At 60.7% G+C, this 25,313-nt stretch carries 27 protein-coding genes; 14 read left to right on the top strand and 13 right to left on the bottom strand.

Translation table 11 applies throughout. The features are described 5' to 3' along the window. The first annotated feature begins 53 nt into the window (after positions 1–53). A complete protein-coding gene (gene gap / locus AC2LD7_RS11815) occupies positions 54–1,055 on the top strand; it encodes a type I glyceraldehyde-3-phosphate dehydrogenase (protein WP_484597922.1) in 1,002 nt (333 codons plus the stop codon). A 48-nt stretch (positions 1,056–1,103) separates the two neighbouring features. Then, the gene (locus AC2LD7_RS11810; RefSeq protein ID WP_484597921.1) at positions 1,104–1,589 is read left to right on the top strand and encodes a methylglyoxal synthase; all 486 of its coding nucleotides are present in this window, start codon (positions 1,104–1,106) and stop codon (positions 1,587–1,589) included. Here AC2LD7_RS11810 and scpB read toward each other — a convergent pair. The 5 genes from scpB to AC2LD7_RS11785 all read right to left on the bottom strand — a co-directional run bounded on the left by scpB (position 1,583) and on the right by AC2LD7_RS11785 (position 6,065). Beyond that, the gene (gene scpB / locus AC2LD7_RS11805; protein ID WP_484597920.1) at positions 1,583–2,350 is read right to left on the bottom strand and encodes an SMC-Scp complex subunit ScpB; all 768 of its coding nucleotides are present in this window, start codon (positions 2,348–2,350) and stop codon (positions 1,583–1,585) included. The two genes, AC2LD7_RS11810 and scpB, sit on opposite strands and share 7 nt — an antisense overlap. A gap of 7 nt (positions 2,351–2,357) precedes the next feature. After that, positions 2,358–3,221 (bottom strand): segregation and condensation protein A, encoded by an 864-nt coding sequence (locus AC2LD7_RS11800; protein ID WP_484597919.1) that lies wholly within the window; start codon positions 3,219–3,221, stop codon positions 2,358–2,360. 89 nt (positions 3,222–3,310) lie between these two features. Next, the gene (locus tag AC2LD7_RS11795; protein WP_484597948.1) at positions 3,311–4,486 is read right to left on the bottom strand and encodes a tryptophan--tRNA ligase; all 1,176 of its coding nucleotides are present in this window, start codon (positions 4,484–4,486) and stop codon (positions 3,311–3,313) included. A gap of 75 nt (positions 4,487–4,561) precedes the next feature. Beyond that, positions 4,562–5,185: an L-threonylcarbamoyladenylate synthase gene (locus AC2LD7_RS11790; protein WP_255978233.1), complete on the bottom strand. Its 624-nt coding sequence runs from the start codon at positions 5,183–5,185 to the stop codon at positions 4,562–4,564. Between the two features lie 13 nt (positions 5,186–5,198). Beyond that, positions 5,199–6,065, bottom strand: coding sequence for a PHP domain-containing protein (locus AC2LD7_RS11785; protein WP_484597947.1), 867 nt, complete (start codon positions 6,063–6,065; stop codon positions 5,199–5,201). 181 nt (positions 6,066–6,246) lie between these two features. On the opposite strand from AC2LD7_RS11785, the gene AC2LD7_RS11780 reads away from it, so the two are divergent. From AC2LD7_RS11780 to AC2LD7_RS11755, 6 genes are all read left to right on the top strand, one after another. Beyond that, positions 6,247–6,834, top strand: coding sequence for a septation protein A (locus AC2LD7_RS11780; protein ID WP_484597918.1), 588 nt, complete (start codon positions 6,247–6,249; stop codon positions 6,832–6,834). A gap of 2 nt (positions 6,835–6,836) precedes the next feature. Further along, positions 6,837–7,136, top strand: a complete 300-nt coding sequence (locus AC2LD7_RS11775) for a YciI family protein (RefSeq protein ID WP_484597917.1) — start codon at positions 6,837–6,839, stop codon at positions 7,134–7,136. A gap of 75 nt (positions 7,137–7,211) precedes the next feature. After that, positions 7,212–7,595, top strand: a complete 384-nt coding sequence (locus tag AC2LD7_RS11770; RefSeq protein ID WP_484597916.1) for a hypothetical protein — start codon at positions 7,212–7,214, stop codon at positions 7,593–7,595. 17 nt (positions 7,596–7,612) lie between these two features. Continuing rightward, positions 7,613–8,290: a response regulator transcription factor gene (locus AC2LD7_RS11765; RefSeq protein WP_484597915.1), complete on the top strand. Its 678-nt coding sequence runs from the start codon at positions 7,613–7,615 to the stop codon at positions 8,288–8,290. A 142-nt stretch (positions 8,291–8,432) separates the two neighbouring features. Next, positions 8,433–8,837, top strand: a complete 405-nt coding sequence (locus AC2LD7_RS11760) for a Spy/CpxP family protein refolding chaperone (RefSeq protein ID WP_484597946.1) — start codon at positions 8,433–8,435, stop codon at positions 8,835–8,837. 82 nt (positions 8,838–8,919) lie between these two features. Next, positions 8,920–10,269, top strand: coding sequence for a sensor histidine kinase (locus tag AC2LD7_RS11755; RefSeq protein ID WP_484597914.1), 1,350 nt, complete (start codon positions 8,920–8,922; stop codon positions 10,267–10,269). Between the two features lie 3 nt (positions 10,270–10,272). On the opposite strand, the gene AC2LD7_RS11750 is transcribed toward AC2LD7_RS11755, so the two are convergent. Both AC2LD7_RS11750 and AC2LD7_RS11745 read right to left on the bottom strand, forming a co-directional pair. Next, positions 10,273–10,839: a nitroreductase family protein gene (locus AC2LD7_RS11750; RefSeq protein ID WP_484597913.1), complete on the bottom strand. Its 567-nt coding sequence runs from the start codon at positions 10,837–10,839 to the stop codon at positions 10,273–10,275. Between the two features lie 92 nt (positions 10,840–10,931). Beyond that, on the bottom strand, positions 10,932–11,303 hold the full coding sequence (locus tag AC2LD7_RS11745; protein ID WP_484597912.1) for a YkgJ family cysteine cluster protein: 372 nt from the start codon (positions 11,301–11,303) through the stop codon (positions 10,932–10,934). Positions 11,304–11,491: 188 nt separating this feature from the next. On the opposite strand from AC2LD7_RS11745, the gene AC2LD7_RS11740 reads away from it, so the two are divergent. Further along, on the top strand, positions 11,492–12,943 hold the full coding sequence (locus AC2LD7_RS11740; RefSeq protein ID WP_484597911.1) for a TrkH family potassium uptake protein: 1,452 nt from the start codon (positions 11,492–11,494) through the stop codon (positions 12,941–12,943). Positions 12,944–12,949: 6 nt separating this feature from the next. Here AC2LD7_RS11740 and AC2LD7_RS11735 read toward each other — a convergent pair whose 3' ends face one another. From AC2LD7_RS11735 to AC2LD7_RS11725, 3 genes are all read right to left on the bottom strand, one after another. Beyond that, on the bottom strand, positions 12,950–13,390 hold the full coding sequence (locus AC2LD7_RS11735) for a nucleoside deaminase (RefSeq protein WP_484597910.1): 441 nt from the start codon (positions 13,388–13,390) through the stop codon (positions 12,950–12,952). A 65-nt stretch (positions 13,391–13,455) separates the two neighbouring features. Next, positions 13,456–14,385 (bottom strand): DUF808 domain-containing protein, encoded by a 930-nt coding sequence (locus AC2LD7_RS11730; protein ID WP_484597909.1) that lies wholly within the window; start codon positions 14,383–14,385, stop codon positions 13,456–13,458. Positions 14,386–14,500: 115 nt separating this feature from the next. Then, on the bottom strand, positions 14,501–15,502 hold the full coding sequence (locus tag AC2LD7_RS11725; protein ID WP_484597908.1) for an AraC family transcriptional regulator: 1,002 nt from the start codon (positions 15,500–15,502) through the stop codon (positions 14,501–14,503). 169 nt (positions 15,503–15,671) lie between these two features. Between AC2LD7_RS11725 and AC2LD7_RS11720 the strand changes: the two genes are divergently transcribed. From AC2LD7_RS11720 to AC2LD7_RS11705, 4 genes are all read left to right on the top strand, one after another. Then, on the top strand, positions 15,672–15,989 hold the full coding sequence (locus tag AC2LD7_RS11720; protein ID WP_484597907.1) for an Mpo1-like protein: 318 nt from the start codon (positions 15,672–15,674) through the stop codon (positions 15,987–15,989). A 177-nt stretch (positions 15,990–16,166) separates the two neighbouring features. Then, positions 16,167–17,555, top strand: a complete 1,389-nt coding sequence (locus tag AC2LD7_RS11715) for an adenylate/guanylate cyclase domain-containing protein (RefSeq protein ID WP_484597906.1) — start codon at positions 16,167–16,169, stop codon at positions 17,553–17,555. A 96-nt stretch (positions 17,556–17,651) separates the two neighbouring features. Next, complete coding sequence (locus AC2LD7_RS11710) at positions 17,652–18,419, top strand: helix-turn-helix domain-containing protein (protein ID WP_484597905.1); 768 nt, start codon at positions 17,652–17,654, stop codon at positions 18,417–18,419. Positions 18,420–18,570: 151 nt separating this feature from the next. Beyond that, positions 18,571–19,473 (top strand): DMT family transporter, encoded by a 903-nt coding sequence (locus AC2LD7_RS11705; protein WP_484597904.1) that lies wholly within the window; start codon positions 18,571–18,573, stop codon positions 19,471–19,473. A gap of 33 nt (positions 19,474–19,506) precedes the next feature. Here the strand turns inward: AC2LD7_RS11705 and AC2LD7_RS11700 are convergent, their stop codons facing one another. Next, positions 19,507–21,243: an IlvD/Edd family dehydratase gene (locus tag AC2LD7_RS11700; protein ID WP_484597903.1), complete on the bottom strand. Its 1,737-nt coding sequence runs from the start codon at positions 21,241–21,243 to the stop codon at positions 19,507–19,509. A 186-nt stretch (positions 21,244–21,429) separates the two neighbouring features. Here AC2LD7_RS11700 and AC2LD7_RS11695 point away from each other — a divergent pair, with 186 nt between their 5' ends. Further along, on the top strand, positions 21,430–22,386 hold the full coding sequence (locus AC2LD7_RS11695) for a LysR substrate-binding domain-containing protein (RefSeq protein WP_484597902.1): 957 nt from the start codon (positions 21,430–21,432) through the stop codon (positions 22,384–22,386). A gap of 139 nt (positions 22,387–22,525) precedes the next feature. On the opposite strand, the gene AC2LD7_RS11690 is transcribed toward AC2LD7_RS11695, so the two are convergent. After that, on the bottom strand, positions 22,526–24,106 hold the full coding sequence (locus AC2LD7_RS11690; protein ID WP_484597901.1) for an aldehyde dehydrogenase (NADP(+)): 1,581 nt from the start codon (positions 24,104–24,106) through the stop codon (positions 22,526–22,528). Positions 24,107–24,249: 143 nt separating this feature from the next. After that, positions 24,250–25,245, bottom strand: coding sequence for an AraD1 family protein (gene araD1 / locus AC2LD7_RS11685; protein WP_484597900.1), 996 nt, complete (start codon positions 25,243–25,245; stop codon positions 24,250–24,252). Between the last annotated feature and the right edge of the window lie 68 nt (positions 25,246–25,313).

Raw genomic sequence — 25,313 nt, 5'->3', positions numbered from 1 at the left:
TTTGACAGGAATAATCTTGTAATTCCCACAACAAATTCCGCCCAGGACTTTCTATGACTATTCGCATCGCCATCAACGGCTTCGGCCGTATCGGACGCAATGTCCTCCGTGCCCTATACAGCCAGAGCTACCGCGAGCATTTACAGGTCGTGGCGATCAACGACCTCGGCAGTTCCGCAATGAACGCCCATCTCTTGCAGTACGACAGCGTCCATGGCCATTTCGACGCAAAGATCGAAGTCGGTAATGATCGACTGACCGTCAATGGCGATCCGATTGCCGTGACCGCGATTCGCAACCCGGCCGAACTGCCCTGGCGCCAGCACAAGGTCGATGTGGTATTCGAGTGTACCGGCCTGTTCACTTCTCGCGAAAAGGCCAGCGCTCACCTGGAAGCCGGCGCCAGCAAGGTGATCATTTCCGCCCCCGCCTCTGGCGCGGACGCCACCATTGTCTACGGCGTCAATCACGACATATTGCGCCAATCGCATCAAATCATTTCCAACGCTTCCTGCACCACCAACTGCCTGGCACCGGTCGCCCAAGTGCTGTCACGCCAATACGGAATCGAACATGGTCTGATGACCACCATTCACGCCTACACAAACGACCAGAACCTGTCCGACGTTTACCACAGCGATCCTTACCGCGCGCGTTCGGCCACGCAGTCGATGATTCCAACCAAGACCGGCGCGGCCGAAGCCGTGGGCTTGGTCTTGCCGGAGCTGGCCGGCAAGCTGACCGGCATGGCGGTGCGAGTCCCGGTGATCAACGTATCGCTGGTCGATCTGACGCTGGAGCTGAGCCGCGAAACCAGCGTCGAAGAGGTCAATGCGCTGATGCTGGACGCAAGCCAATGCTCGACCATACTGGCCTGTAACTCATTGCCGCTGGTTTCCTGCGACTTCAACCACAACCCGATGTCGTCGATATTCGACACGAACCACACCAAAGTGAGCGGACGGCTGCTGAAGGTGATGGCCTGGTATGACAACGAGTGGGGTTTCTCCAACCGTATGCTGGACACCTGTCGCGCCCTACACGAAGCGCCGTAACCGGCAATACGGAATTCCAGCCCACCCAAGCAAGACGCAAGGAAGAAGATGAACCGCATCGATTTCGTTACCGCGACACTGCCGGCCCGCAAACGCATCGCCTTGGTCGCGCACGATCACTGCAAGGAGCGCCTGTTGGCGTGGGCGGAGCTACACAAAGCGCGGCTGGCGCAGCACGAACTGATCGCCACCGGTACCACCGGGCTGTTGCTCGGTCGACGCCTGGCATTGCCGGTGGAATGCATGATCAGCGGCCCGCTGGGTGGAGATCAGCAGATCGGTGCACGCATCGCTGAACAGCGCATCGACATGTTGGTGTTCTTCTGGGATCCCTTCGAACCGCAGCCGCATGACCCTGACGTGAAAGCCCTGCTGCGAGTCGCGGCGGTGTGGAACATTCCGCTGGCAGCCAACGAAAGCAGCGCGGACTATTTGCTGTCGAGTCCGCTATTGGACCAGGCTCACTCGCTCCGAATCCCCGACTACAGCACGTACCTCGCCGGCCGAAAGACGGACAAACCCGACGCTCAATAATCGCGGCGATCTTCGTCGGGGACACTTTCGCTTTCCGCCTCAGCCTCGTCGCGCAAATCCTCGAAGTCGATCTTGAGTCCGGTTTCCATGCTGTCCAGCTCTACCAAGAGGCTGCGGAAACTGGTCTGTTCGCGTGGCACTTCCGCTTCCAACTCGAGATCTGCGCGAGCCTGCAGCGCCGCAGGTACCGGTGCTTCTTCGACGTCCACCGGCAAGGGTTCGGGCTCCATCTCGCGCAGCACTGCCAACGGTGGCAGTTCGTCTAGATTCTTCAGGTTGAAATGATCGAGAAATTGCTTAGTGGTGGCGAACATCGCCGGCCGGCCCGGCACGTCGCGATGGCCAACCACGCGCACCCACTCGCGTTCGAGCAGCGTCTTGACGATCTGGCTGTTGACCGCAACGCCACGAATGTCCTCGATTTCGCCGCGAGTGATCGGTTGGCGATAGGCGATCAGCACCAGGGTTTCCAGCAACGCTCGCGAATAGCGCTGCGGCCGTTCTTCCCAGAGCCTGCCGACCCAGGGTGAAAAACGTTCACGCACCTGCAGGCGATAGCCACTGGCAACCTCCTTCAGCTCGAACGCGCGGCCCTTGCAGGACTTGCCGAGCAGTTCCAGCGCTTTGCGCAACAAAGCCGGCGCCGGGCGCTCGGTCTCATCGAACAGCTCAGCCATCCGTTCGATAGACATCGGCTTGCCCGAGGCCAGCAAAAGGGCTTCGAGCAACGAAGCGAGATCCTTGGGATCGGAAAGATTCACGGTCTGACTACCTCGGTTCTTCCATAGACTGCTCGGAGAACGCCACCGCACGCTCGTCGACACGGGCTCGAACATGAATCGGCGCGAACGGCTCGTTCTGCACCAGCTCGACCAACGACTCCTTTATCAGCTCCAGCACCGCCATGAACGTAACCACTACGCCGAGCCGGCCCTCTTCGAGGGTGAACAATGCAGCAAAGGGAACGAAAGCGCCGCCTTTGAGACGCTCCAGTACGTCGCTCATACGCTCGCGGGTTGAAAGCGTCTCGCGTGTAACCTGATGGCTCTCGAACATGTCGGCTCGGCGCAGTACCTCGACCATGGAAAACAACAGCTCCTCCAGGCTGACCTCGGGCAACAACTTGCGCGCCCGCGCTTCCGGCGCGTCCAGTCGTGGCACCTGCAGATCGCGCCCAACCCGCGGCAACTGATCGAGATCCTCCGAGGCGGCCTTGAAGCGTTCGTATTCCTGTAGCCGACGTATCAGTTCGGCGCGCGGATCGAGCTCGTCCTCCTCTACCTCAGCGGAACGCGGCAGCAGCATGCGCGATTTGATCTCCGCCAGCATCGCCGCCATCACCAGGTATTCGGCGGCAAGCTCCAGGCGTACGGTCTTCATTAGCTCGACGTAACCCATGTACTGCCGAGTAATTTCCGCCACGGGGATGTCGAGGATATCGATGTTTTGCTTGCGAATAAGGTAAAGCAGCAAATCCAGCGGGCCCTCGAACGCCTCGAGAAACACCTCCAGCGCGTCCGGCGGGATGTAGAGATCTTGCGGCAGATTGTTGAAGGCCTCGCCGTAGACCAACGCCAGCCGCAGCTGCTCGCCGGGCGGATTGACGACCGCCTCGGCCTGGGATTCCTGCATGCTTTCTCCACTGGAGCGAATTATGAAAGCGACGACAGCTTATGCCGTCTCTGGCACGGGCTCAACGCGGCTAGTTTTTTCAAGGCCTGCTAGCGGTAATTCAAGCCTATGGCCTGGCGCACCACCACCAGCGTCTCGCGAACTTCGTCGCGGGCCTGCTCGGCCCCTTCGGCCAGGATGCTGCGCACCAAGTCTGGATTCTGCTCGTAATCCTGAGCCCGCTCCTGCAACGGTGCCAGTTCGAGCTTGATCGCCTCGATCAACGGCGCCTTGCATTCAAGGCACCCGATGCCAGCGCTGCGGCAGCCCTGTTCCGCCCATTGACAGACATCTTCGTCCGAGTGGGAGAGATGCATTTGCCAAACCGGGCAACGAGTCGGTTCGCCTGGATCGTGGCGATGCACGCGTGCGGGGTCGGTAGGCATGCGCTTGATCTTCTCTTCGATCTCGGCGGGCGTGTCGCGCAGAAAAATTGAATTGCTGCTGGATTTGGACATCTTGCCGCCATCGAGGCCGGACAGTTTCGGCGACTCACTGAGCACGGCCTGCGGCTCGGGTAGCAACACTTTGCCGCCGCCTTCCAGATAACCGAACAAGCGTTCCTGGTCGCCGATGGTGATGGTCTGCTGATCCTTGAGCAGCGCCCGGGCGGTATTCAGCGCCTCGAGATCGCCTTGTTCCTGATAGCTTTTGCGCAGGCTTGCATAAAGCTTCGAGCTTTTCTTCCCGAGCTTGCGTATCGCCGCTTCGGCCTTAGCTTCAAAGTCTTCTTCGCTACCGTAGAGGTGATTGAAGCGCCGCGCCACATCACGCGCGAACTCAATATGCGGCAGTTGATCGGCTCCCACCGGCACGACGCCCGCGCGATAGGCCAGAATGTCGGCGGCCTGCAACAACGGATAGCCGAGAAATCCATAGGTACCGAGATCCTTTTGCTGCGAATCGAGTTGCAGCTCTTTATAGGACGGTACGCGCTCAAGCCAGGCGAGCGGGCAGATCATCGAAAGCAACAGGTGCAGTTCAGCGTGCTCGGGTACCTGGGATTGGATGAACAGAGTGGCCGAACTCGGACTGACGCCCGCAGCCAGCCAATCGACCGCCATTTCTTGCACGTTGCGCGATATGTCGGCACCTGCGGCGTAATCGGTGGTTAGCGCGTGCCAGTCGACGATGCAGAAGAAGCACTGATATTCATGCTGCAGCTTGACCCAGTTCTTCAGTACGCCGTGATAGTGGCCGAGGTGAAGACGGCCATTGGGCCGCATTCCGGAAACCACACGTCGCTGCGAATCCATGGAGCTCAAAAGGGTTTCCTTCGTTGAGGCAAAAAGTCGAACGGTTCAAGCAGCGAACGGGGCGGGATCGCCGCAACCAACACGCACCACTTCCGGATCGCCGTCCACCAGGCTAATCACAGTGGAGGCTTCGACGCCACCGTAACCGCCGTCGATGATCAGGTCTACCTGATGTTCCAGCGCATTGCGCATTTCATAGGGATCACTCATCGGCTCGGTTTCACCGGGCAGGATCAAGCTGACACTCATCAGCGGCTCGCCCAACTCGGCGAGCAATGCCTGTGCGATCGGCTGCGCCGGCACTCGCAGCCCGATGGTGCGGCGCTTGGGATGCAAGAGCATGCGCGGCACTTCTCGCGTAGCGCTGAGAATAATGGTGTATGGCCCCGGCAGGTGTGTCTTGAGCAGGCGGAAGGCTGCCGTATCAACCTTGGCGAACAGCCCGAGCTGGGACAGGTCGCGGCAAACCAGGGTGAAATTGTGTTTATCGTCGAGCTGGCGCAGGCGGCGGATCCGCTCGATGCCGGCCTTGTTGCCCATCGAGCAGCCAATGGCGTAGGACGAGTCGGTGGGATAGACCACCACGCCGCCGTCACGAATGATCTCCACGGCCTGTTTGATCAGCCTGGCCTGAGGATTTTCCGGGTGTATTTGAAAGAATTGGCTCATGGAAACTCCCTGTTCAGCCGGCAACAGACTCGCCTGGTCGATCATCGAAATGCCTCCACAACGGCTGCAGATCTTCCGGCAAGGCCCGATACTGGCCTAATTCCGACCAATCGCTGGGCGCATGGAAATCACTGCCGATACTGGCCATCAGGCCAAATTCGCGCGCGAGAATCGACAAGCCGCCGACCTGTTCCAGTGGCTGCATGCCATTGACGACTTCTAATGCATGCCCGCCCGCCTGGGCGAATTCAATGACCAGCCGACGACGCTTGCTACGAGTGAAGTCGTATTGCCAAGGATGCGCCAGGCTGATCCATGCACCTGCGTCGCGCAGCGTTGCCACGGTTTGTTCGAGGCTCGGCCAGTGCTGCTTGACGTCACCGAGCTTGCCCGAGCCGAGCCACTTGCGAAACGCTTCGGCGCGGTCACGGACATGGCCAGCACGGACCAGAAATTCAGCAAAATGCGGACGCGCCGGGGCGTTACCGCTGTCGCCCAGTTCCTGCTGTACGGCACGCGCGCCTTCGAGCGCACCCGGCATGCCCTTCGCCTCAAGGCGTTGAGCGATCAGTTCCGCCCGCTGCCAGCGTCCGTCGTGCAGTTCGGCGATGGCATTCTGCAATGCGTCCGCATCACGGCGAAAGGCATAGCCAAGGATGTGAATGGTCGCACCGTTCCATACGCACGACAGCTCGATACCGTTGACTAGCCGAACGCCCAGCGAATCTGCCGCAGCATGGGCGGCATCGAGACCTTCCAGGGTGTCGTGATCGGTCAGCGCGAGCAGCCCGATGCCACGCGCATGGGCTCGCTCCACCAACGCCGCAGGCGCCAGCACACCGTCTGAGGCGGTGCTGTGGCAATGCAGATCAACAATCATTCGGGACATTCTCTCCAGGGGCTTGGCGGCACACTATGCTTCTGACCGCCACGGCCGATGCTCGTGCCGTCATCCAATTCGCCAAAGCTTGCGCCGGGTCGTGGAAATGGCCAGAGGTCGGCGTTCCGCCAAAAGCGCGGTTTGTTATTATGCCGGTCACATACCGCTTCTGGCTCTCTTCGTGAAACAAATCGTCGACTTCATTCCTCTGCTGCTGTTTTTCCTTGTCTACAAGCTCGATCCCAGAACCGTCGAGGTGGCAGATCTGAGCTTCACCCTTGGCGGTATTTTCAGCGCCACGGCAATGCTTATCGCCAGCTCGATCATCGTTTATGCCGCACTATTCATTCGTCAGCGCCGGCTGGAAAAGGGCCAGTGGGTGACATTGGCCGCGTGCCTGGTGTTCGGCGGTCTGACCCTCGCCTTGCACAGCGAAACCATCCTTAAATGGAAAGCGCCAGTGCTGAACTGGCTGTTCGCACTGGTGTTCATGGGCAGCCATTTCATTGGAGAAAAGCCCTTGATCCAGCGGATGATGGGCCACGCCGTCCAACTGCCATCAACACAATGGGCACAACTGAACGTCGCCTGGATCCTGTTCTTTCTTGTCTGTGGCTTCGCCAATCTGTTCGTTGCCTTCGTCTACCCGGCCATCTGGGTCGATTTCAAGGTCTTTGGTAGCCTCGGCCTGACGCTGCTGTTCATGGCGGGTCAAGCTGTATATCTGGTCCGCCACATGCAACCCACCTCTAAAGAATCATCGGAGTAAACATGCTCTACGCCATCATCGCCACCGACGTACCCGACTCGTTGCAGAATCGTCTGGCTTCACGCCCCGCCCATCTGGCCCGTCTCGATCAACTCAAGAGCGAAGGCCGCCTGGTTCTGGCCGGCCCGCATCCGGCGGTCGACAGCAACGATCCCGGCACCGCCGGCTTTACCGGAAGCCTGGTGGTCGCCGAATTCGAATCCCTGCAGGCCGCCGAACAATGGGCTGCGGCTGATCCGTACAAGGCTGCAGGCGTCTACGGCGAAGTGGTGGTCAAGCCGTTCAAGCAAGTTTATCCCTGAGTCGATCGGCTGACGCCGTCAGGTATCTATCAGGTCGTAGGATTTCCACGGCCCGTTGAGGAAATAGGAGTTCCGATGCGCCAAGGTTCGCTGTCCCTGCTGCTTGCCCTGAGTCTTTCTGCACCATTGCTACATGCCGAAGAAGGCGCGGCCGACCCGCTCACCGAGCGGCCGGCCGAGCTGGAACAACCTCTGACCGAAAACGAACGGCAGCGCGAAGAACTGAACGATCGCCTCGGTACCGCAGCGACCGATGCCGAACGGGCACAGCTGACGCACCTGCGCCAGGAAAACCGCCGTCTGCGCATGCAGTTGCAACAAGAGCAATCGACGGCGCAACCGCAGCTGCTCAGCGACCAGCAACAATGGTTCGCGGTTGGCGGGGGCGTCGGCGTGCTGGGGTTTCTGCTTGGTGTCCTGACCACACGTGGCCGTCGCCGCCGGCAATGGCTGAACTGAAGCGAACGAGCGAACGCATGAGCGAATTGCTGCTGATAGACGACGACCAGGAACTCTGCGAGCTCCTGGTCAGCTGGCTGGCCCAGGAGGGATTCGTCGCCCACGCCTGCCATGACGGCCAGAGCGCACGTGCGGCGTTGGTCGAACACCAACCCGCCGCGGTGGTGCTCGATGTGATGCTGCCCGACGGTAGCGGCCTTGAGCTGCTCAAGCAACTGCGTAGCGAATATCCCGACCTGCCGGTATTGATGCTCTCCGGACGTGGCGAACCGCTGGATCGCATCCTTGGTCTGGAGCTCGGTGCCGACGATTACCTGGCCAAGCCATGCGACCCCCGCGAACTCACCGCACGACTGCGCGCCGTGTTGCGTCGCAGTCAGCCGGCGAGCACACCGTCCCAGCTGGAACTGGGCGACCTGTGCTACAGCCCGGCCCGTGGTGTCGCCAGCGTGGGTGAGCATGACGTTACCCTGACCCTTTCCGAAGGCCGCATCCTCGAAGCGCTGCTCAGCCAACCGGGAGAACCGCTGGACAAACAGGCGCTGGCACAGCTCGCGCTGGGTCGGAGGCTGACGCTCTACGACCGCAGCCTCGACATGCACGTCAGCAACCTGCGGCGAAAGCTCGGCCCGCACCCCGACGGTCGCCAGCGCATCGTCGCGCTGCGCAGCCGCGGCTACCTTTACGCATCCTGACCGGCTTTACCGAGCCTTTACCCTGCCCTGACCGCCGTTGACCTTGCGCGCCCTAAACTGAGCTCATCCGATCGAAGCCAGCTGAGACGCGCAATCGACGTCCGACTGGTGATCGGTATCCATACACAGGAGAGACCTCATGATGCGCAAGACCCTTATCGCCGTGCTTTTCGCTTCTACCCTCCCGGCCATCGCCATGGCGATGCCTGACGCCGGTCAGCGCCATCATGGCGGCCAGCATGCCCCGTTCGAGCAGCTCGATCTAACCAAGGAACAGAAGGGCGAAATGCGCAAGCTGATGGGCGAGCAGATGAAAAGCCATCGCGAAATCACCCAGCGCTATTTGGACAAACTGCCCGAAGCCGAGCGCAAAGCCATGCAGGACGAGCTGAAGTCCAGCAAAGAAAATACTCACAAGCAGATGCGCGACCTGCTCAAGCCAGAACAGCAGAAGAAGTTCGACGAGCTGCACGAAAAGATGGAAGACAAGCGCGCCGAACGCGCCGAGTTCAAGCAGTGGAAAGCCGAGCGCGACCAGAAGAACTGATCCCCAATTGAAAGATAACCTGCCCGGCCCGCACTCTAAAAAGGGATGCGCGCGCCGGGCTTTGCCGTGGAGAACTTAACCGGTGCGATCACTCTTCTGGCGCATTCTCGCGACATTCTGGTTGGCCATTGCACTGGTGGCGGGCCTGGCCATGCTACTCGGCCACGCATTGAACCAGGACACATGGATCATCAATCGCCATCCCGGCGTAAACGGGCTGGCCGAGGTGTGGACCAAAGTCTATGAGCACCAGGGCCCGATCACGGCACAGTTTCTGCTCGAACGGCACCGCAACCGCTTCGGTGTCGATGTGCAGGTGCTGGCGGAAAACGGCCAGCCCATCATCCGCGGCACCTTCCCGGCTCGCGCCGCCGCTTTCGAAGCTCGCCAGGCACACCGCGATGGACGCCTGCCCTGGCGCCGACTGACCACCGACTACACCAGTCCCGAGAGCGGCAACACTTACCTGTTCATTTATCGCATCCCGAATCAGGAACTGCAGGCCTGGCACCGTGGCAGTCTGTTCTGGCCACTCAGCGCAATCGCCATCGCGCTGGTCGTGCTGACCGGATTCAGCCTGTTACTGACCCTTTCGATCACCCGTCCGCTCGACCGTCTGCGTGGGGCTGTGCATGACCTCGGACAAACCGCTTACCAGCAGAACTCCCTAGCCCGACTGGCGACTAGGCGCGACGAGCTCGGCGTGCTGGCTAAAGACTTCAACCGCATGGGCGCCCGGCTGCAAAGCCTGATTGGCAGTCAGCGACAGCTGTTGCGTGACGTTTCCCATGAACTGCGCTCACCGCTTGCGCGTCTACGAATCGCTCTGGCACTTGCCGAACGGGCCACCCCGACGGAACGTGAAGTCATCTGGCCGCGGTTGGCTAAAGAATGCGACCGACTGGAAGCGCTGATCAGCGAGATTTTGGAGTTGGCAAGATTGGACGCGGAGCCAGGCGCAACGCGTGCTATCGATTTGCCGTCGATGTTCCTGCAATTGGAAGAGAATGCGCGCATCGTGTCGCCCGCCCAGCGCATCGAAAGCCGGGTGGATACAGACGTCACGCTGCACGGCTGGCCGGATATGCTCGAACGCGCACTGGATAATCTGCTGCGCAATGCCCTTCGCTTCAATCCCGAGGGCGCTCCGATAGAGCTACGCGCCAGCACTGATGACGACTGGCTGACGCTGACCGTTCACGATCACGGGCCAGGCGTGGATGAAGCTCATCTCGCACAGCTGAGCGAGCCGTTCTTCCGCGCGCCGGGACAGACATCCGCCGGTCATGGGCTAGGCCTGGCAATCGCACGACGCGCCGCCGAGCGGCATGGCGGTGAGCTACTGCTGAGCAATCATCCCGACGGCGGATTCATCGCCAGCCTGAGATTGCCGCTGGACTCGCCCGCGGAAAATCTGCAGCGCCTGGACTGATCGCTACTGCGCCCGGCTCCACTGACTGACGAAGGATTTAGGCTCCAACTCCGGCGGCATTCGCAGGTTACCCTCCGGCGTTCCCAGGTAGATAAAGCCGAGCACTTGCTCGTTGGTCGCCAATCCCAATTCTTGAGCCACGTGCCGATCATAGGAAAACTCGCCGGTACGCCAGACCGCCCCCAGGCCCTGCGCGTGAGCCGCCAGCAACAAACCGTGCGCCGCACAAGCGACCGCGAGCACTTGCTCGGATTCGGGAATCTTCGGGTGCGGCACCACGCGAGCAATGACGACTACCAGCAGCGGCGCACGCAACGGCATCTTGCGCGTTTTCTGTAGCGCCTCCTCGGCGGCCTGCGGCTGACGCAAGCGCAGCGACTCGGCCAACAGTTCGCCCAACCGCTCACGGGCCTCGCCTTGAATAGTCAGAAAGCGCCACGGGCGAAGCTGGCCATGATCCGGCGCACGCAGCGCCGCGCGAAACATCACATCCAGCTGAGCCGCGGTCGGCGCGGGATCAGCAAGCCGTGCAACGGAAACACGATTGAGCAACAGGTCGAGAGCGTCCATCCAACTACCTCCAAAACGAATCGGACATTCTAGAGGTCCGACGCGTTCGTTGGCAGCCGATTGCAGCGAACTGATGCCGTGCGGGCTTTTGGTCAGGCCACCCGATCAGGTGACAGTTGCGGCTCTAATGGCGGTGTCAGTGGCGGCAGCCCGTGGGCTGCCCGAGCCGTATCGCAATGAGCGTTGTGCTGTCCGTCAGTCCAAGACGCCTCGAATTCACGGCAAGTGCTCGAACGCTGCTCATACATCGTGCAGCGCACGCCACAACCGACATCGCCCATCAGCCCGACGCAGCGCGCGGGCTTGGATTCTGTCCCGCGCATCGCGACATGAAACGGGCTGACTTGCACCGTCGCGCTATCCGGAACGGCACCGCCCGACGAGGCGCATTCGCCCCAAAAGAAAGACACACGAAAATACGCGCAGCAAGCGCCGCACGTGAGGCAAGGATTGTCGATCGACATGGAAGGTGAACACCCAGAAACCGGGAAAGGGCCGGCGCCCAGGCGGCTATTCTATTCATCGCAACGAACTTGGGAAGACCTTCTCAGGGAACTCCGAAAAGATTTTTCGACCGGCTGATAGCCGGTTTACTGCCGCCGCTACACGCGTAGAATGGCGGGCCTCATTTCGAGCCGAGCACCAACGACAAATGGCCTTGCCGACCCTGCGCATCATTGGTTTTATCCTCGGCATTTTTCTGATCACGCTTGCAGTCAGCATGGTCATCCCGATGATCGCATTGCTGACATTTGATCGTACCGACGATCTTCAAGCCTTTATCTGGGCAAGCCTGATCACCTTCGGGTGCGGTATCGCCCTCGCCGCCCCTGGCAGACCGGCCAATACCAATCTGCGCCCTCGCGACATGTATCTGCTGACTACCGTGAGCTGGTTGGCTGTCTGCTGTTTCGCCGCGCTGCCATTGATGCTGATCCAGCACATCAGCTATACCGACGCCTTCTTCGAAACCATGTCCGGCATTACCACCACCGGTGCGACCGTGCTTTCGGGACTGGACAGTGCATCTCCCGGACTGTTGATGTGGCGCTCACTGCTTCATTGGCTTGGCGGTATCGGCTTTATCGGCATGGCAGTAGCGATCCTGCCGTTGTTGCGAGTCGGCGGTATGCGATTGTTCCAGACCGAGTCGTCGGACTGGTCGGAAAAGGTCATGCCGCGCTCGCACATGGCCGGAAAGTATCTGATCGCGATCTATCTCAGCTTCACGTTGGCCGCATTCGTCGCGTTCTGGCTCGCAGGCATGACTGGCTTCGATGCCATCAACCACGCCATGTCGACGGTATCCACCGGTGGTTTTTCAACCTCGGACGCTTCGCTTGGCAAGTTCAGCCCGGCATCACACTGGGTTGCGATCTTTTTCATGGTGCTTGGCAGTTTGCCGTTCACCCTTTATGTCGCCACCGCGCGAGGGAATCGCGGCGCCCTATTCCGCGATCAGCAGGTTCGGGGCTTCCTGCTCATGCTGACTATAACCAGCTTGCTATTCAGCGGCTGGTACTGGCTCAACCACAACGACAGCTTGCTCGACTCGCTGCGCATCGTGACTTTCAGCGTGGTATCGGTAATCACGACCACCGGGTACGCGGTGAGCGACTACACCCAATGGGGTGGCTTCGCAGTCATGGTGTTCTTCTACCTGACCTTTCTCGGCGGCTGCTCGGGCTCCACGTCTGGCGGATTGAAGATGTTCCGCTTTCAGGTTGCCTATGCGTTGTTGCGTTCGAACCTCAAGCAACTGGTCCATCCGCGCGCGGTGATCCGTCAGCAATACAACGGGCACAACCTGGACGAGGAAATCGTACGCTCCATCCTGACGTTTTCGTTCTTCATTACCATGACAATCGGAGTGCTGGCGCTTTGCCTTGCCCTGCTGGGCCTGGACCCGATCACCGCGCTCACGGGAGCGGCTTCGGCAGTCTGCAACGTCGGCCCTGGCCTGGGGCCGATCATCGGTCCAGCCGGCAATTTCTCGACCCTGCCGGATGCGGCAAAGTGGTTGCTGTCGGTCGGCATGCTGCTGGGTCGCCTTGAGATCATCACCGTGCTGGTGATGCTGACTCCGTCGTTCTGGCGCCATTGATCGACGTCACTTCTCGCCGATGTCCTCGTTCCACAGTTCGGGGCTGTTGGCGATAAAGTTGCGCATCATCTCGACGCAGCTCGCGTCCTGCAGCACTTCGACATCGACACCACGGCCACGCAATAACAGCTCTTCGCCCATGAACGTCTGGTTTTCACCGATCACGACTTTCGGAATGCCATAGAGCAGGATGGCCCCACTGCACATGGAGCACGGCGACAGCGTGGTGTAGAGGACCGACTCGGCATAGACGCTGGCCGGCTGGCGTCCGGCATTCTCGAAGGCATCCATTTCCCCGTGCAGCACTGCACTGCCCGATTGAACCCTTCGGTTGTGCCCGCGGCCGATGATCTGACCGCGATGGACGATCACCGAGCCGATAGGAATGCCACCCTCTGCAAGGCCCTTCTGCGCTTCGTCGATAGCCGCCTGCATGAATTCGTCCATCCGTTTTGCTCCCGTAACGTTCAAACATGGTTGGCGCTGTGCGCGCGATCCGCTCTATGTGTCGATCAGGCGGCGTCAGACCTGCCTTTGAACAGCCGTCCACCCAGCGTAACGGCCGCAAATACCAGACCGCCGACGAGAATGCCGAACGCCGCGTCCAGCAACGTCGGCAACAGGCCTGCCAGCACGGATCCGATATAAGGCAACGCAACCGTATGCTCAGCGCTGTCCACGATGAAATGATGTACCGCCTTGATGCCATGGGTAAGAATGCCGCCACCGACCATGAACATAGCGGCGGTACCGATCACCGATAGCGCTTTCATCAGCCACGGCGCGACCGACAGTATTCCCTGTCCCAGCGTCTGCGCAGCGCCGCTGGCACTTTTGCTCAAAGCCAGCCCGGCGTCGTCCAGCTTCACGATGCCAGCAACCAGCCCGTACACACCGACCGTCATGATGATCGCAATCCCCGCGAGCACCGCGAGCTGCTCTATGAAGGAAGCTGCCGCCACGGTACCAAGGGTGATGGCGATGATTTCGGCCGAGAGGATGAAATCGGTGCGCACCGCGCCGCTGATCTTGTCCCGCTCAAACGCGACCATATCGACCCTTGGATCGACCAGCGCCTCGATCTGTTGCGCATGATGATTGTCGTCCCGGTGCAGGAACCGATGCGCAAGCTTCTCGAACCCTTCGAAGCATAGAAATGCACCGCCGAGCATCAGCAGCGGCGTTATCGCCCAAGGGATGAATGCGCTGATCAGCAGTGCCGCCGGGACCAGGATGAGCTTGTTACGCAAAGATCCCTTTGCAACGGCCCAGACGACGGGCAGTTCACGGTCCGCGTTGACGCCCGTGACCTGCTGGGCATTGAGCGCGAGATCATCGCCAAGTACACCGGCGGTTTTCTTCGCAGCGACCTTGGTCATCAGAGAAACATCATCCAGAACCGACGCGATATCGTCGATCAAGGCAAGAAGGCTACTGGCCAATGTTGGGCATTCCTTGTAAGTAAGTGCAGTCGCAAGGGAGCGATGTCGATACGCCGCTTTTCCGATTTAGAAGATAAGGCCTTCGTGTCGAAGGACAAGTTCCGGTGCGGCGGCCTCAGCGCCTTGCCCGGTATTCACCGGGAGTCATGGCGAACCAACGTTTAAAGGCCCGAAAGAAGTTGCTCGGATCAGCGAAGCCCAGCAGATAAGCAATTTCAAGCAGAGCCAGGTCCGGCTGCGCAAGGTATTGCTCGGCCAGTGCCCGTCGCGTGTCGTCGAGTAATTGTTGAAAGCTCGTACCTTCTTCGCCCAGACGCCGCTGCAAAGTGCGCTCGGACAGATGCAGCATCAGTGCGACGGCCTCGCGCCGAGGCTCGCCTTGTGGCAGCAGGCGGCACAAGACCTGGCGCGCTTTATGGGTTATCCGGCTATCGGAGAACCGCGCCAGGTACTCACCGGCAAAACGATCATGCAGCTGCGCGAGCTCGGCATTGGCGGTCGGCAGCGGAATATCCATGTCGGCATGACGCATCAGCAACCCGTCACACTCGGCATTGAAGCGCAGCGGTGCCTGAAAAACCGCTCGATAGGGCTCGATGTCGCGCGGTGGCGGCCCTTGCAAACATACCTCCAACGGCACCAGCGGCTTGCTCGTGAGCCAGCGGCAGAACGCAAGCGTGCTTGCCAGCGAGCCTTCAGCACTTTGCCGCGCGGGTGGCAGCCGGTCGCCGTGAATCGACAGGGTCAGCCTGTAGCCCTGCTCCGTCGGAAAGAAATGCAGATCGGCACCTTCAGCAATGATCCGCTGATAGCGCACCAGGCGTAGAAAGCTCTCCTTCAACGTGCTGCTGGACATCAATGCGTAACCGACGACGTGCATCGCGCCAGGGCGCATCACCTTCGCCAGATTCAGGCCTATCGCGGCATTACCCGTCACATCCACTGCTCGCTGCCAAAGCCGGGTCATACCGTCCTGGGCGAACCGCGCATCGGCATCGCTCAAAGCGGCGTAATCGAGGCCCAGCTCGACAAACAACGCTTGGCAGTCGACACCGTCCAGTTCCAGCGCCTGGACGATACTCAAGGCCCAGCTTGAGGAAGTGGTGCGTTCTGTCATCAATCGATCTGCTCGAATCCAGGGTGGCTTCGCATAATAGGCGCAACGCCGCCGGACAGTTCAATCGCCGGCTCGCGGTACACAAGGGTACTAAACTGGCACCTGCGGTCAGTGGCCGAGCACCGCGAGCATTCTAGACTCGTACTACCACAATGACAGGAGGTGCGGCATGAGTACGCAAACCGCCGGACGTTTCACCCGCTTCGCGGATTTCTACCCGTTCTATCTAGCCGAGCACAGCAATCCCACCTGCCGACGACTGCATTACATCGGCAGCTGTCTAGTGCTGGGGATACTCGCCTACGCCTTGATTACTCAACAGTGGTTATGGCTGCTGGCGATGCCGCTAGCCGGATACGGCTTCGCCTGGATCGGGCATTTCATTTTCGAGAAAAACCGGCCGGCGACGTTCCAGTATCCGCTGTACAGCTTTCTCGGCGACTGGGTGATGCTCAAGGACATGCTCACCGGCAAGATTCGCTTCTGAGGAAACGCAGGCGGGCCATATCCGGCGCTCAACGGCTGTCTGTCACGGATTGGACGGGCGGTTTGGCGCAATGGTGGCGACTTGGTTATGATCGCCGAGGCAGCGCCAGCCGATGCGCTGCCCACCTCCAACGACGCATGCTAGAGCGCCGGAATTTTTCAGGGACAGTAACCATACATGTCAACCGTGATCGGTGAACGGCGTAACGGCCTTGCCACTCGCCCACTGCGCGAGTACTACGCCCGGGTTCTTGGATACCTGACCTGTGCCGCCACGCTCGCCGCGGGTGTTTATACCCAACATTTCGCAATCGGCCTCTTGTGGATGGTGCCTTACACCTTGCTCTATCCGCACTTCGCCTATCACCTGAGCTATCGCTTCAAGCGCGAGCACCCGGAACGCACTTCGCAAACCTTGCTCTGCCTTGACGCGCTGAATGCAGGCGCAGGCATCGTGCTGCTCGGCTGCGCCTTGGTGCCAAGCCTGATGTTCTTGTTGACGCTGGGTTTCAGCGCACTGGTGATCGGTAGCCTGCGCCACTTGCTGATGACTTTGCTGATGGTCACCATTGGCGTCGGACTGACCACCCTTTTGGTCCCCCTGCATTTCAGCGGCGCGACACCGCCCCTGGTATCGGTGACCAGCATATTGTTCACCACCCTGTACGTCTGCATCACGGCCTATTACGTGCATCAACAGGGGATCCGGCTGGCACAGGCACGCAGCGAAGTCGAAGCCCAGCAAGCCAAGGCTGCGCGCCTCGCGCGCAATCTGGCCAAGTACCTGTCGCCGCAGGTCTGGGAATCGATCTTCTCCGGCAAGCGCAGCGTGCGGCTGGAAACCCAGCGCAAGAAGCTCACGGTGTTCTTCTCGGATATCAAGGGCTTCACCGAGCTCGCCGAAGAGCTGGAAGCCGAAGCCCTCACCGACCTGCTCAACAACTACCTCAACGAGATGTCGAAGATCACCCTTAAATACGGCGGCACCATCGATAAGTTCGTCGGTGACTGCGTGATGGTGTTTTTCGGCGACCCCGCCAGCCAGGGCGCGAAAAAGGATGCCGTAGCCGCGGTCTCGATGGCCATCGCCATGCGCAAGCACATGAAAGTTCTGCGCCAGCAATGGCGAGCGCAGGGCATCACCAAGCCGATGGAAATCCGCATGGGGATCAACACCGGTTACTGCACCGTCGGTAACTTCGGCGCCGATACGCGCATGGACTACACCATCATCGGCCGTGAAGTGAACCTGGCCAGTCGTCTGGAGAGCTCCGCCGAGGCCGGCGAGATTCTCATCTCTCACGAGACCTATTCGCTGGTCAAGGACGTGATCATGTGCCGCGACAAGGGCCAGATCAGCGTCAAGGGCTTCTCCCGCCCGGTGCAGATTTATCAGGTGGTGGATTTCCGCCGCGACCTCGGCGCGACCAACAGCTTCGTCGAGCATGAGCTGCCTGGCTTTTCGATGTACCTGGACACCAACGGCGTGCAGAATTTCGACAAGGAGCGCGTGATCCAGGCGCTCAACCAAGCCGCCGACAAGCTGCGCGACAAGGTCATCATGTAGCGCGCCGATCTCGGTTCAAAGATACGGCGCCAAATTGCCCCGTATGAACAGCACCACTCGCAGCCGGCGTCAGGCCGGCTACAGCCGAGGTCACAGATGCCGCCCATCCTTTCCCTACGCCACTACAACCACGACCAGATCGTCCACAGCCACCAGCACACCCAATTGGTGTTCGGCCTGCATGGACAACTGGAGTTCGAGATCGATGGGCACGGCAGCCGCATCCAACAGCAACTGCTCGCCGTAGTACCGAGCGATGTTCGTCATGCCTGCGGCAGCCCGGCCGGCACTCAGTGCCTGGTCCTGGATATACCCGACGACCTGTGGCTGGGGCAGCGCCTCGGTCATCATGCAGCCCCAGCGCGGCGCATACTGGAGCAGCCAGCGGCGCTGCGTCTGAATCCGGCGCAAAGCCAGTTGGTCGGCTGGCTGGCGGCCAGCCCGATCAATGATCCGATCATTAGCGAACAGGGCGCCGCCCTCCTCCTGGCTAGCCTTGCCGCTGGCTGCGAGCCGGTCACCCAGAAATGCCCGCTACCGCTCGCGGCGCTTCACGCCCATGTCGACCGGCATCTGGCGCACCCACTCGCGGTTCAGGATCTCGCGAGATTTGCAGGCCTCTCGGTGCCACGGTTCCATGCTCGCTTTGTCAGCGAAACCGGGGTCACTCCGCTGGAGTTCGTCCGGCACCGGCGCCTGCAACAAGGTCGTGAATTGCTGATCAGCACGCGACTGGCCGTCGGCGAAATCGCCGCCCGGGTCGGATACGCCTCGCAAAGCGCGTTTACCGCCGCCCTCAGACGCGAATATGGCATCACGCCGCGGGCTCTACGCCGCGAGTCGCTCGACAATTCCCGATACTGACGCGACAGACGGACCGCAGCACGGGCCTTACCATGGGCGCACCAAGACTCTGGCAGTGTCAGTCACTGCAGCATCGCGAGGCCCCCATGAGCCATATCAATTACATGTTTTCTTCCTCCAGATGTTCATACTCAACACCGAGCGTTCGGCCATGACGCATCGCAACGCCTTGCTGGCGATCCACTTCGGCGCGCTGATGTTTGGTCTGTCCGGTGTGTTCGGCAAGTTGGCCGAAAGCACGCCGCTGATGATCACCTTCGGTCGTGCGTTGTTCGCAGTCATCGCCCTGCTGCTGGCGGCGCAGTTCCTGCGTACCGGCGGCGGGAAACCGGGCTGGCGCCAACGCGGTGGTCTGTTGCTAGGCGGTTTGTTGCTGGGCGGACACTGGCTCACCTTCTTCGTCGCGGTAAAGGTCGCCGGGGTCGGTATCGCTACGCTGGGCTTCGCCAGTTTTCCGGCCTTTACCGTGTTGTTCGAAGGTTTGTTGTTTCGCGAACGGACACGCCCCGTCGAGTTCGCCATGGTGGGCCTGGTCTGCGCGGGTCTGCTGCTGGTCACGCCGCACTTCGATCTGGCCAGCGAAAGCACGGTAGGTCTGCTCTACGGCATCCTTTCCGGCCTGATGTTCGCGCTGCTTTCGCTGCTCAATCGAGCCGTTACTCGTGGTGTCGATCCGGTGCAGGCCGCCCTTTGGCAGAACGGCACCATACTGATCTGCCTGCTGCCGTTTACTTGGATGTCGTTACCGGCAGTGCCGGCGCTGGATTGGCTGTGGCTGGCATTGCTCGGCGTGTTCTGCACGGGGCTCGCACACAGCCTGTTCGTAGCCAGTCTTAAGGTTTTGAAAGCGCGGACCACCTCGGTGATCTTTGCCCTCGAGCCGGTCTACGGCATCGCGTTCGCCTGGTGGCTGTTCAACGAGCAGCCCACCTTGCGCATGCTGGCCGGCGGCACGCTGATCATCCTCGCTACGGTAATCACCAGCCGGATGAAAGCACCTGCTGCACCGAATACCGCAACGCCACTCGCGCAGACGCCTGAAGCGCGCCGCTAGTCTGGCGATCTCGTGATCGGCGCGGTCTTGTCTTCAGTGGGAATGACGCGGCACATCCGCACCGCGACAGCCAACCAGAAAATCGAAGTCGCAACCCTCATCCGCCTGCAATACGTGCTCGACATACAATCGCCGATAGCCGCTATCCCACAACAAGCCCTGCGGTGGCTGCCAATCTGCCAGACGCTCCTGCAATTCGGTATCCGGGATATCCAGATGCAGACGCCCGGCGAAACAATCCAGCTCGATGAAATCGCCGTTGCGCACGACTGCCAAAGGCCCACCTGCGGCCGCCTCTGGGGCGACATGCAACACCACGGTGCCGTAAGCGGTGCCGCTCATGCGAGCGTCGGATATCCGCACCATGTCGGTAATACCCTTGGCCAGAACCTTCGGCGGCAGACCCATGTTGCCGACTTCCGCCATGCCCGGATAACCCTTGGGGCCGCAGTTCTTCATCACCAGTACGGAGGTTTCATCGACGTCCAGTTCCGGGTCGGCGATGCGCGCCTTGTAGTCGTCGAAATCTTCAAACACCACCGCGCGGCCTCGATGCTTCATCAGCTCCGGTGTCGCCGCTGACGGTTTCAACACCGCACCGCTGGGCGCCAGGTTGCCGCGCAGCACGCATATTCCGCCATCGGCACGCAGCGGATTGTCCAGCGCGCGAATGACCTCGTCCTGCCCGTAGATGGGCGCCTGAGCGCAGTTTTCCCACAGCGACTTGCCGTTGACCGTCAGCGCAGCGGGGTTCGGCAACAGCTGATTTTCACCCAGCCGACGGATCACGGCGGGCAACCCACCGGCGTAGTAGAACTCCTCCATCAGGAAGCGCCCAGAGGGTTGTAGATCGACAATAGTCGGCATGCCCCGCCCGATGCGCGTCCAATCATCCAGATCGAGCTCAACCCCAATCCGCCCGGCGATCGCCTTGAGGTGAATCACCGCGTTGGTCGATCCGCCGATGGCGGCGTTGACGCGAATGGCGTTCTCGAAAGCCTGTTTGGTGAGCACCTTGGACAGCCGCAAGTCTTCTTCGACCATCTTGACGATGCGCATGCCGGACAGGTGCGCCAACACATAGCGGCGCGAATCCACCGCCGGTATGGCCGCGTTGTGCGGCAGCGAGGTGCCTAGCGCTTCGGCCATGCAGGCCATGGTCGAGGCCGTGCCCATGGTGTTGCAAGTCCCGGCCGAGCGCGACATGCCGGCCTCGGCGGAAAGGAATTCATCGAGGCTGATCAGCCCGCCTTTGTAGGCCTCGTGCATCTGCCAGACGATGGTTCCGGCGCCGATGTCCCGGCCGTTGTGCTTGCCGTTGAGCATCGGCCCGCCGGTTACCACGATGGCCGGCACGTCGCAGCTGGCAGCGCCCATCAGCAATGCCGGAGTGGTCTTGTCGCAGCCGACGAGCAGCACTACGGCATCGACCGGATTGCCGCGTATCGACTCCTCGACGTCCATGCTGGCCAGGTTGCGGGTCAGCATCGCGGTCGGCCTCAGATTCGACTCACCGCTGGAAAAAACCGGGAATTCCACCGGAAACCCGCCCGCCTCGAGCACACCCGTTTTCACATGCTCGGCGAGCTTACGGAAGTGCGCGTTGCAAGGCGTCAGCTCCGACCAGGTATTGCAGATGCCAATGATCGGCTTGCCCTGAAACTCGTGATCCGGGATGCCCTGGTTCTTCATCCAGCTGCGATACATGAAGCCGTTCTTGTCCGTGGTGCCGAACCATTGAGCGGAGCGCAGGGGACGTTTTTCAGTCATCGGTCAGTTCCCATTGGAGGGCGCGCTTGATCAGCGACTCCCATTATTTTTATTCGGCATCTTCGGATCGCAATGACAGAACTTGTTGCATGCGGCCTGTCCTGCCGTTGAAAAGACTAGAGCGCGTAGCCATCATCAACAAATACAAAATCAAGCCAGACCGATACCCAAACGGATATAACTGACATGAAGCCGATCAATAGCAATTGGTTCGTTCGAGCCCGCCTGAAGAACCGTCATATCCCGCTGCTGGTGGCGCTGGGCGACACCGGCAACCTCAACCGCGCGGCCGAGGGACTGGGAATTTCTCAACCGGCCATTTCCAAGCTGTTGAAGGAACTGGAAGACGGCCTTGGGGTGGCGCTGTTCGAACGACACGCGCGCGGCGTGGTGCCGACCCTTTACGGCGAGACGATGATTCGCCACGCCAGACGCTTGCAGAACACGCTGGAAAGCGTCTATAGCGAGGTCGACGCGTTACGCCAGGGTCAACAGGGGCACGTTCGCATCGGCACCATCCTCACCCCATGCGCCGAGCTGTTGCCAGAAGTGATCGGCCTCGCCAAGCAGCGTTTCCCAGGTCTGGAGCTGAGCGTTCGCACCGGTTCGAGCCATGATTTGGTAGCGATCCTCGACGACGGCGAGCTGGATTTCCTGGTAGCGCGCTTTTTTGCGGACAGCCAGCAGCACGATCTGCGCTTCGAGCCGCTGGCCAAGGAACCGCTGCGGATCTGCGCGCGCGCCGGGCTTGTTCAAGGGCCACTGTCGCGCGCCGAATTGAATGCCGCCGACTGGGTTCTGCCGCCGGCAGGCAGCGTGTTGCGTCAGGAGTTCGATGCGCTGTTTCTGCGCGTCGGTATGCGTCCGCCAACCAAGGTCGTCAACGCGGAAAACTTGCTGATGGTTACCACGCTGGTAGAAAGGAACGACGTACTCACCGTGCTACCGCGTGATGTACTGGCGCACTATGCGCGCTACGGCATGCTTGCAGAGATCGATGTCGACCCCAGTATTGATACCGACCTGAACCAAGGCCTGATGCCCTACGGCATCATCACAAAGGATCAGCAGTTGCTCTCTCCCGCAGCGCGCAACGTGCTGGAACTGCTACGTGATACCGCCCGGCAAATGCCGTTGGGCTAGATGGTTCAGCGCTCGGTAGGCATGGCGTAAAATCTGTCGCGATTAGCCCGGCAGGTCAAAAGGCTCACCTGGAACGAGGGAAGCCCGCGTGGCGGTTTAGGCCGACAAGCATCACTCGCCGGCCTAGCCAGCCTCGGCCTCAGAGCGAGGCGTCAGTGGTTTCGCCATCAACCAGGCGAGTGATACCCAACGGGTTGGCGTTCTTCAGGGCGTCCGGTAGCAGCTCGTCGGGGAAGTTCTGGTAGCACACCGGCCTTAGGAATCGGTCGATCGCCAGAGTCCCTACCGAGGTGCCGCGAGCATCGGACGTCGCCGGGTACGGCCCGCCATGGACCATCGAATCGCATACTTCGACACCGGTCGGATAGCCGTTGAGCAACAGCCGTCCGACCTTCTGTTCGAGCAGCGCCACCAGGTCGGCGGAGGCTGCGAGATCGGCCCGCTCGGCAATCAGCGTAGCGGTGAGCTGACCGCGCAGGCCTTGCAGGGCACGCATCAGCTCCGCCTTGTCAGCCACCTCCACAACGACCGTTGTCGGACCGAAAACCTCGTCTTGCAGCAGTTCGTCCCCCTCGACCAACAGGCTGGCATCAGCCTTGAACAGTTGCGGCCGGGCCTGATTGCCCTGCTGCGGCTGGCCGGCCAGATGGCTGATGCCAGGATGAGCCTGGAGATGTTGTAGGCCCTTGCCGTAGCTGTTCAGCGTCCCAGCGTTGAGCATGGTTTGTGCTGGCTGTTCGCTCATGAACGCAGCGAGCCGCTCCACGAACGCGCTGAATTCCGGAGACCGGATACCGAGCACCATGCCGGGATTGGTACAGAACTGACCACACCCCATCACCACCGAAGCAGTCAGCTCGTTGGCGATGGCATCGCCGCGCGCCTTGAGCGCCTCGGGCAAGACCAACACCGGGTTGATGCTGGACATCTCCGCGAATACCGGTATGGGCTGCGGGCGCGCTGCCGCCATGTCGCACAAAGCACGACCACCACGCAACGAACCGGTAAAGCCGACCGCCAGAATCGCCGGATGCTTGACCAGCCATTCGCCAACCCCGCCGCCATAGATCATGTTGAACACGCCCTTGGGCATGCCGGTTTTCTCTGCGGCACGGATCACCACATCGGCCACGCACTCGGCCGTCACCATATGCCCGCTATGGGCCTTGAACACGATCGGGCAACCAGCGGCCAATGCCGAGGCGGTATCGCCGCCAGCGGTGGAGAACGCCAAGGGGAAATTGCTTGCGCCAAATACCGCTACCGGTCCCAGGCCCATGCGGCATTGGCGTAGATCGGGACGTGGCAGTGGCTTGCGCTCAGGCAATGCACGATCGATGCGCGCGCCATGAAAGTCGCCGCGTCGCAGTACCTTGGCGAACAGGCGCATCTGGCCGCTGGTACGCCCGCGCTCGCCTTGAATTCGCCCGGCCGGCAATGCCGTCTCGCGGCAAACCAGCTCGACGAAATCATCACCCAAGGCGTCCAGCTCATCGGCAATGGCCTCAAGAAATTCGGCGCGCCTGCTCGCCGACAGCGACCGGTACTCCGGATAAGCCGCAGCGGCGGCTTCAGCCGCGGCATTCACCTCATCCTGGGTGGCCTGATGAAACTCGTACGGCAGCGCCTCCCCGGAGCTGGCATCGACGCTCTGTAGCGTGACCGAACCAGCGGCGCTGCGGCCGCCGCCGATGTAGTTGTGACCGCGAATATTGAGCATGAGTATCTCCTTGACCTGTTGGGTTCAGAGCCCCGCGCGCTGCGCAGATGGGCTGTCGGCCCGTGAATGAAGCAAACCCGCGAATGTTTGCGCGAGATTGGCGGGCTGTTGCGGGACCGGGCAAAAGACAGGCCGGTCGTAGTTCAAAGTTGCTTTACACCGCCTGGAGCGATCATTGGCTGACGAATACTTATGCCGTTGCACAGCGGCTCGCCGAACGCTTCCAGGCTGACTTCGAACCGATCGCCCGGCTGCGCCTTGATGCCATCGGCAAACGAAAGCGTCGCCGTACCGAAAAAGTGTACGTGCACATCGCCTGGACGTAGAAACTGAGCATATTTGAAATGGTGATACTCAAGGTTTTCCAGGCTATGACACATGTTTTCTTCGCCGGAGAGAAATTCCTTCTCCCACAACAGCTGATCCCCGCGGCGGATGCGGCTGCTACCCACCAGATGCGCCGGCAGTTCACCGACCCGCAGCTCGGGGCCGAATGAACAGAAACGCAGTTTCGAGTGTGCCAGGTACAGGTAGTTCTTGCGCTCGACCACATGGTCGGAAAACTCGTTACCAAGGGCAAAGCCTAGACGGTAAGGCTGACCGTCATCACCAATGACATAGAGCCCGGTCAGTTCCGGTTCCTCACCATAATCCTCGGCGAAATCCGGCACTGGGAAATCCGCTCCCGGACGCACCAAAATGCTGCCGTCACCCTTATAGAACCACTCAGGTTGGGCGCCGACAGTACCCGCCTGCGGACGACCGCCCTGCATGCCCCAGCGAAACATCTGCATGCTGTCGGTGAGCTTGCTTTCCTCTTGCTCGGCCTGTTGATGCATCTTGTCGCGGGTCGAGGCGCTGCCCAGGTGGGTAAGGCCGGTGCCGCTGATCAGACAGTGCGCAGGGTCCTCATGGTCCAGCGGAGGCAGCACGCGTCCGGCATCGAGCAGAGCGCGATAAAGCGGACCGCTTTCCCGCGCCTGATTTTCGATTTGGGACACCAGACCGCGCTGCGCGCGGATAGCCGCCAACGCCAGCGCTCGAGTGCTGCACACATCCGAAAGCACCTCGATGCGCTCGCCGTTGACCACGCCTACCTGCCGCTGGCCCTGCTCGTTCTCGAATTGAATCAACCGCATGCGCGCTTCCTCTTGTTGTAATGGCGCCTGACACCGCAGGCGTTTGCCGCAATCACTTTAAAAACCAC

It is taken from the genome of Stutzerimonas sp., assembly GCF_982611455.1.
The sequence above is the reverse complement of the archived record's forward strand: the minus strand, read 5'-3'. Positions and strand labels throughout refer to the sequence as shown.

Bases quoted from the DNA above. Each gene is read 5' to 3' on its own strand.
- gap (WP_484597922.1), top strand. From the start codon at position 54: ATGACTATTCGCATCGCCATCAACGGCTTCGGCCGTATCGGACGCAAT.
- AC2LD7_RS11810 (WP_484597921.1), top strand. From the start codon at position 1,104: ATGAACCGCATCGATTTCGTTACCGCGACACTGCCGGCCCGCAAACGC.
- AC2LD7_RS11800 (WP_484597919.1), bottom strand. From the start codon at position 3,221: ATGCAGGAATCCCAGGCCGAGGCGGTCGTCAATCCGCCCGGCGAGCAG.
- AC2LD7_RS11795 (WP_484597948.1), bottom strand. From the start codon at position 4,486: ATGCGGCCCAATGGCCGTCTTCACCTCGGCCACTATCACGGCGTACTG.
- AC2LD7_RS11790 (WP_255978233.1), bottom strand. From the start codon at position 5,185: ATGAGCCAATTCTTTCAAATACACCCGGAAAATCCTCAGGCCAGGCTG.
- AC2LD7_RS11785 (WP_484597947.1), bottom strand. From the start codon at position 6,065: ATGATTGTTGATCTGCATTGCCACAGCACCGCCTCAGACGGTGTGCTG.
- AC2LD7_RS11775 (WP_484597917.1), top strand. From the start codon at position 6,837: ATGCTCTACGCCATCATCGCCACCGACGTACCCGACTCGTTGCAGAAT.
- AC2LD7_RS11770 (WP_484597916.1), top strand. From the start codon at position 7,212: ATGCGCCAAGGTTCGCTGTCCCTGCTGCTTGCCCTGAGTCTTTCTGCA.
- AC2LD7_RS11765 (WP_484597915.1), top strand. From the start codon at position 7,613: ATGAGCGAATTGCTGCTGATAGACGACGACCAGGAACTCTGCGAGCTC.
- AC2LD7_RS11760 (WP_484597946.1), top strand. From the start codon at position 8,433: ATGCGCAAGACCCTTATCGCCGTGCTTTTCGCTTCTACCCTCCCGGCC.
- AC2LD7_RS11750 (WP_484597913.1), bottom strand. From the start codon at position 10,839: ATGGACGCTCTCGACCTGTTGCTCAATCGTGTTTCCGTTGCACGGCTT.
- AC2LD7_RS11745 (WP_484597912.1), bottom strand. From the start codon at position 11,303: ATGTCGATCGACAATCCTTGCCTCACGTGCGGCGCTTGCTGCGCGTAT.
- AC2LD7_RS11740 (WP_484597911.1), top strand. From the start codon at position 11,492: ATGGCCTTGCCGACCCTGCGCATCATTGGTTTTATCCTCGGCATTTTT.
- AC2LD7_RS11735 (WP_484597910.1), bottom strand. From the start codon at position 13,390: ATGGACGAATTCATGCAGGCGGCTATCGACGAAGCGCAGAAGGGCCTT.
- AC2LD7_RS11725 (WP_484597908.1), bottom strand. From the start codon at position 15,502: ATGACAGAACGCACCACTTCCTCAAGCTGGGCCTTGAGTATCGTCCAG.
- AC2LD7_RS11720 (WP_484597907.1), top strand. From the start codon at position 15,672: ATGAGTACGCAAACCGCCGGACGTTTCACCCGCTTCGCGGATTTCTAC.
- AC2LD7_RS11715 (WP_484597906.1), top strand. From the start codon at position 16,167: ATGTCAACCGTGATCGGTGAACGGCGTAACGGCCTTGCCACTCGCCCA.
- AC2LD7_RS11710 (WP_484597905.1), top strand. From the start codon at position 17,652: ATGCCGCCCATCCTTTCCCTACGCCACTACAACCACGACCAGATCGTC.
- AC2LD7_RS11705 (WP_484597904.1), top strand. From the start codon at position 18,571: ATGACGCATCGCAACGCCTTGCTGGCGATCCACTTCGGCGCGCTGATG.
- AC2LD7_RS11700 (WP_484597903.1), bottom strand. From the start codon at position 21,243: ATGACTGAAAAACGTCCCCTGCGCTCCGCTCAATGGTTCGGCACCACG.
- AC2LD7_RS11695 (WP_484597902.1), top strand. From the start codon at position 21,430: ATGAAGCCGATCAATAGCAATTGGTTCGTTCGAGCCCGCCTGAAGAAC.
- AC2LD7_RS11690 (WP_484597901.1), bottom strand. From the start codon at position 24,106: ATGCTCAATATTCGCGGTCACAACTACATCGGCGGCGGCCGCAGCGCC.
- araD1 (WP_484597900.1), bottom strand. From the start codon at position 25,245: ATGCGGTTGATTCAATTCGAGAACGAGCAGGGCCAGCGGCAGGTAGGC.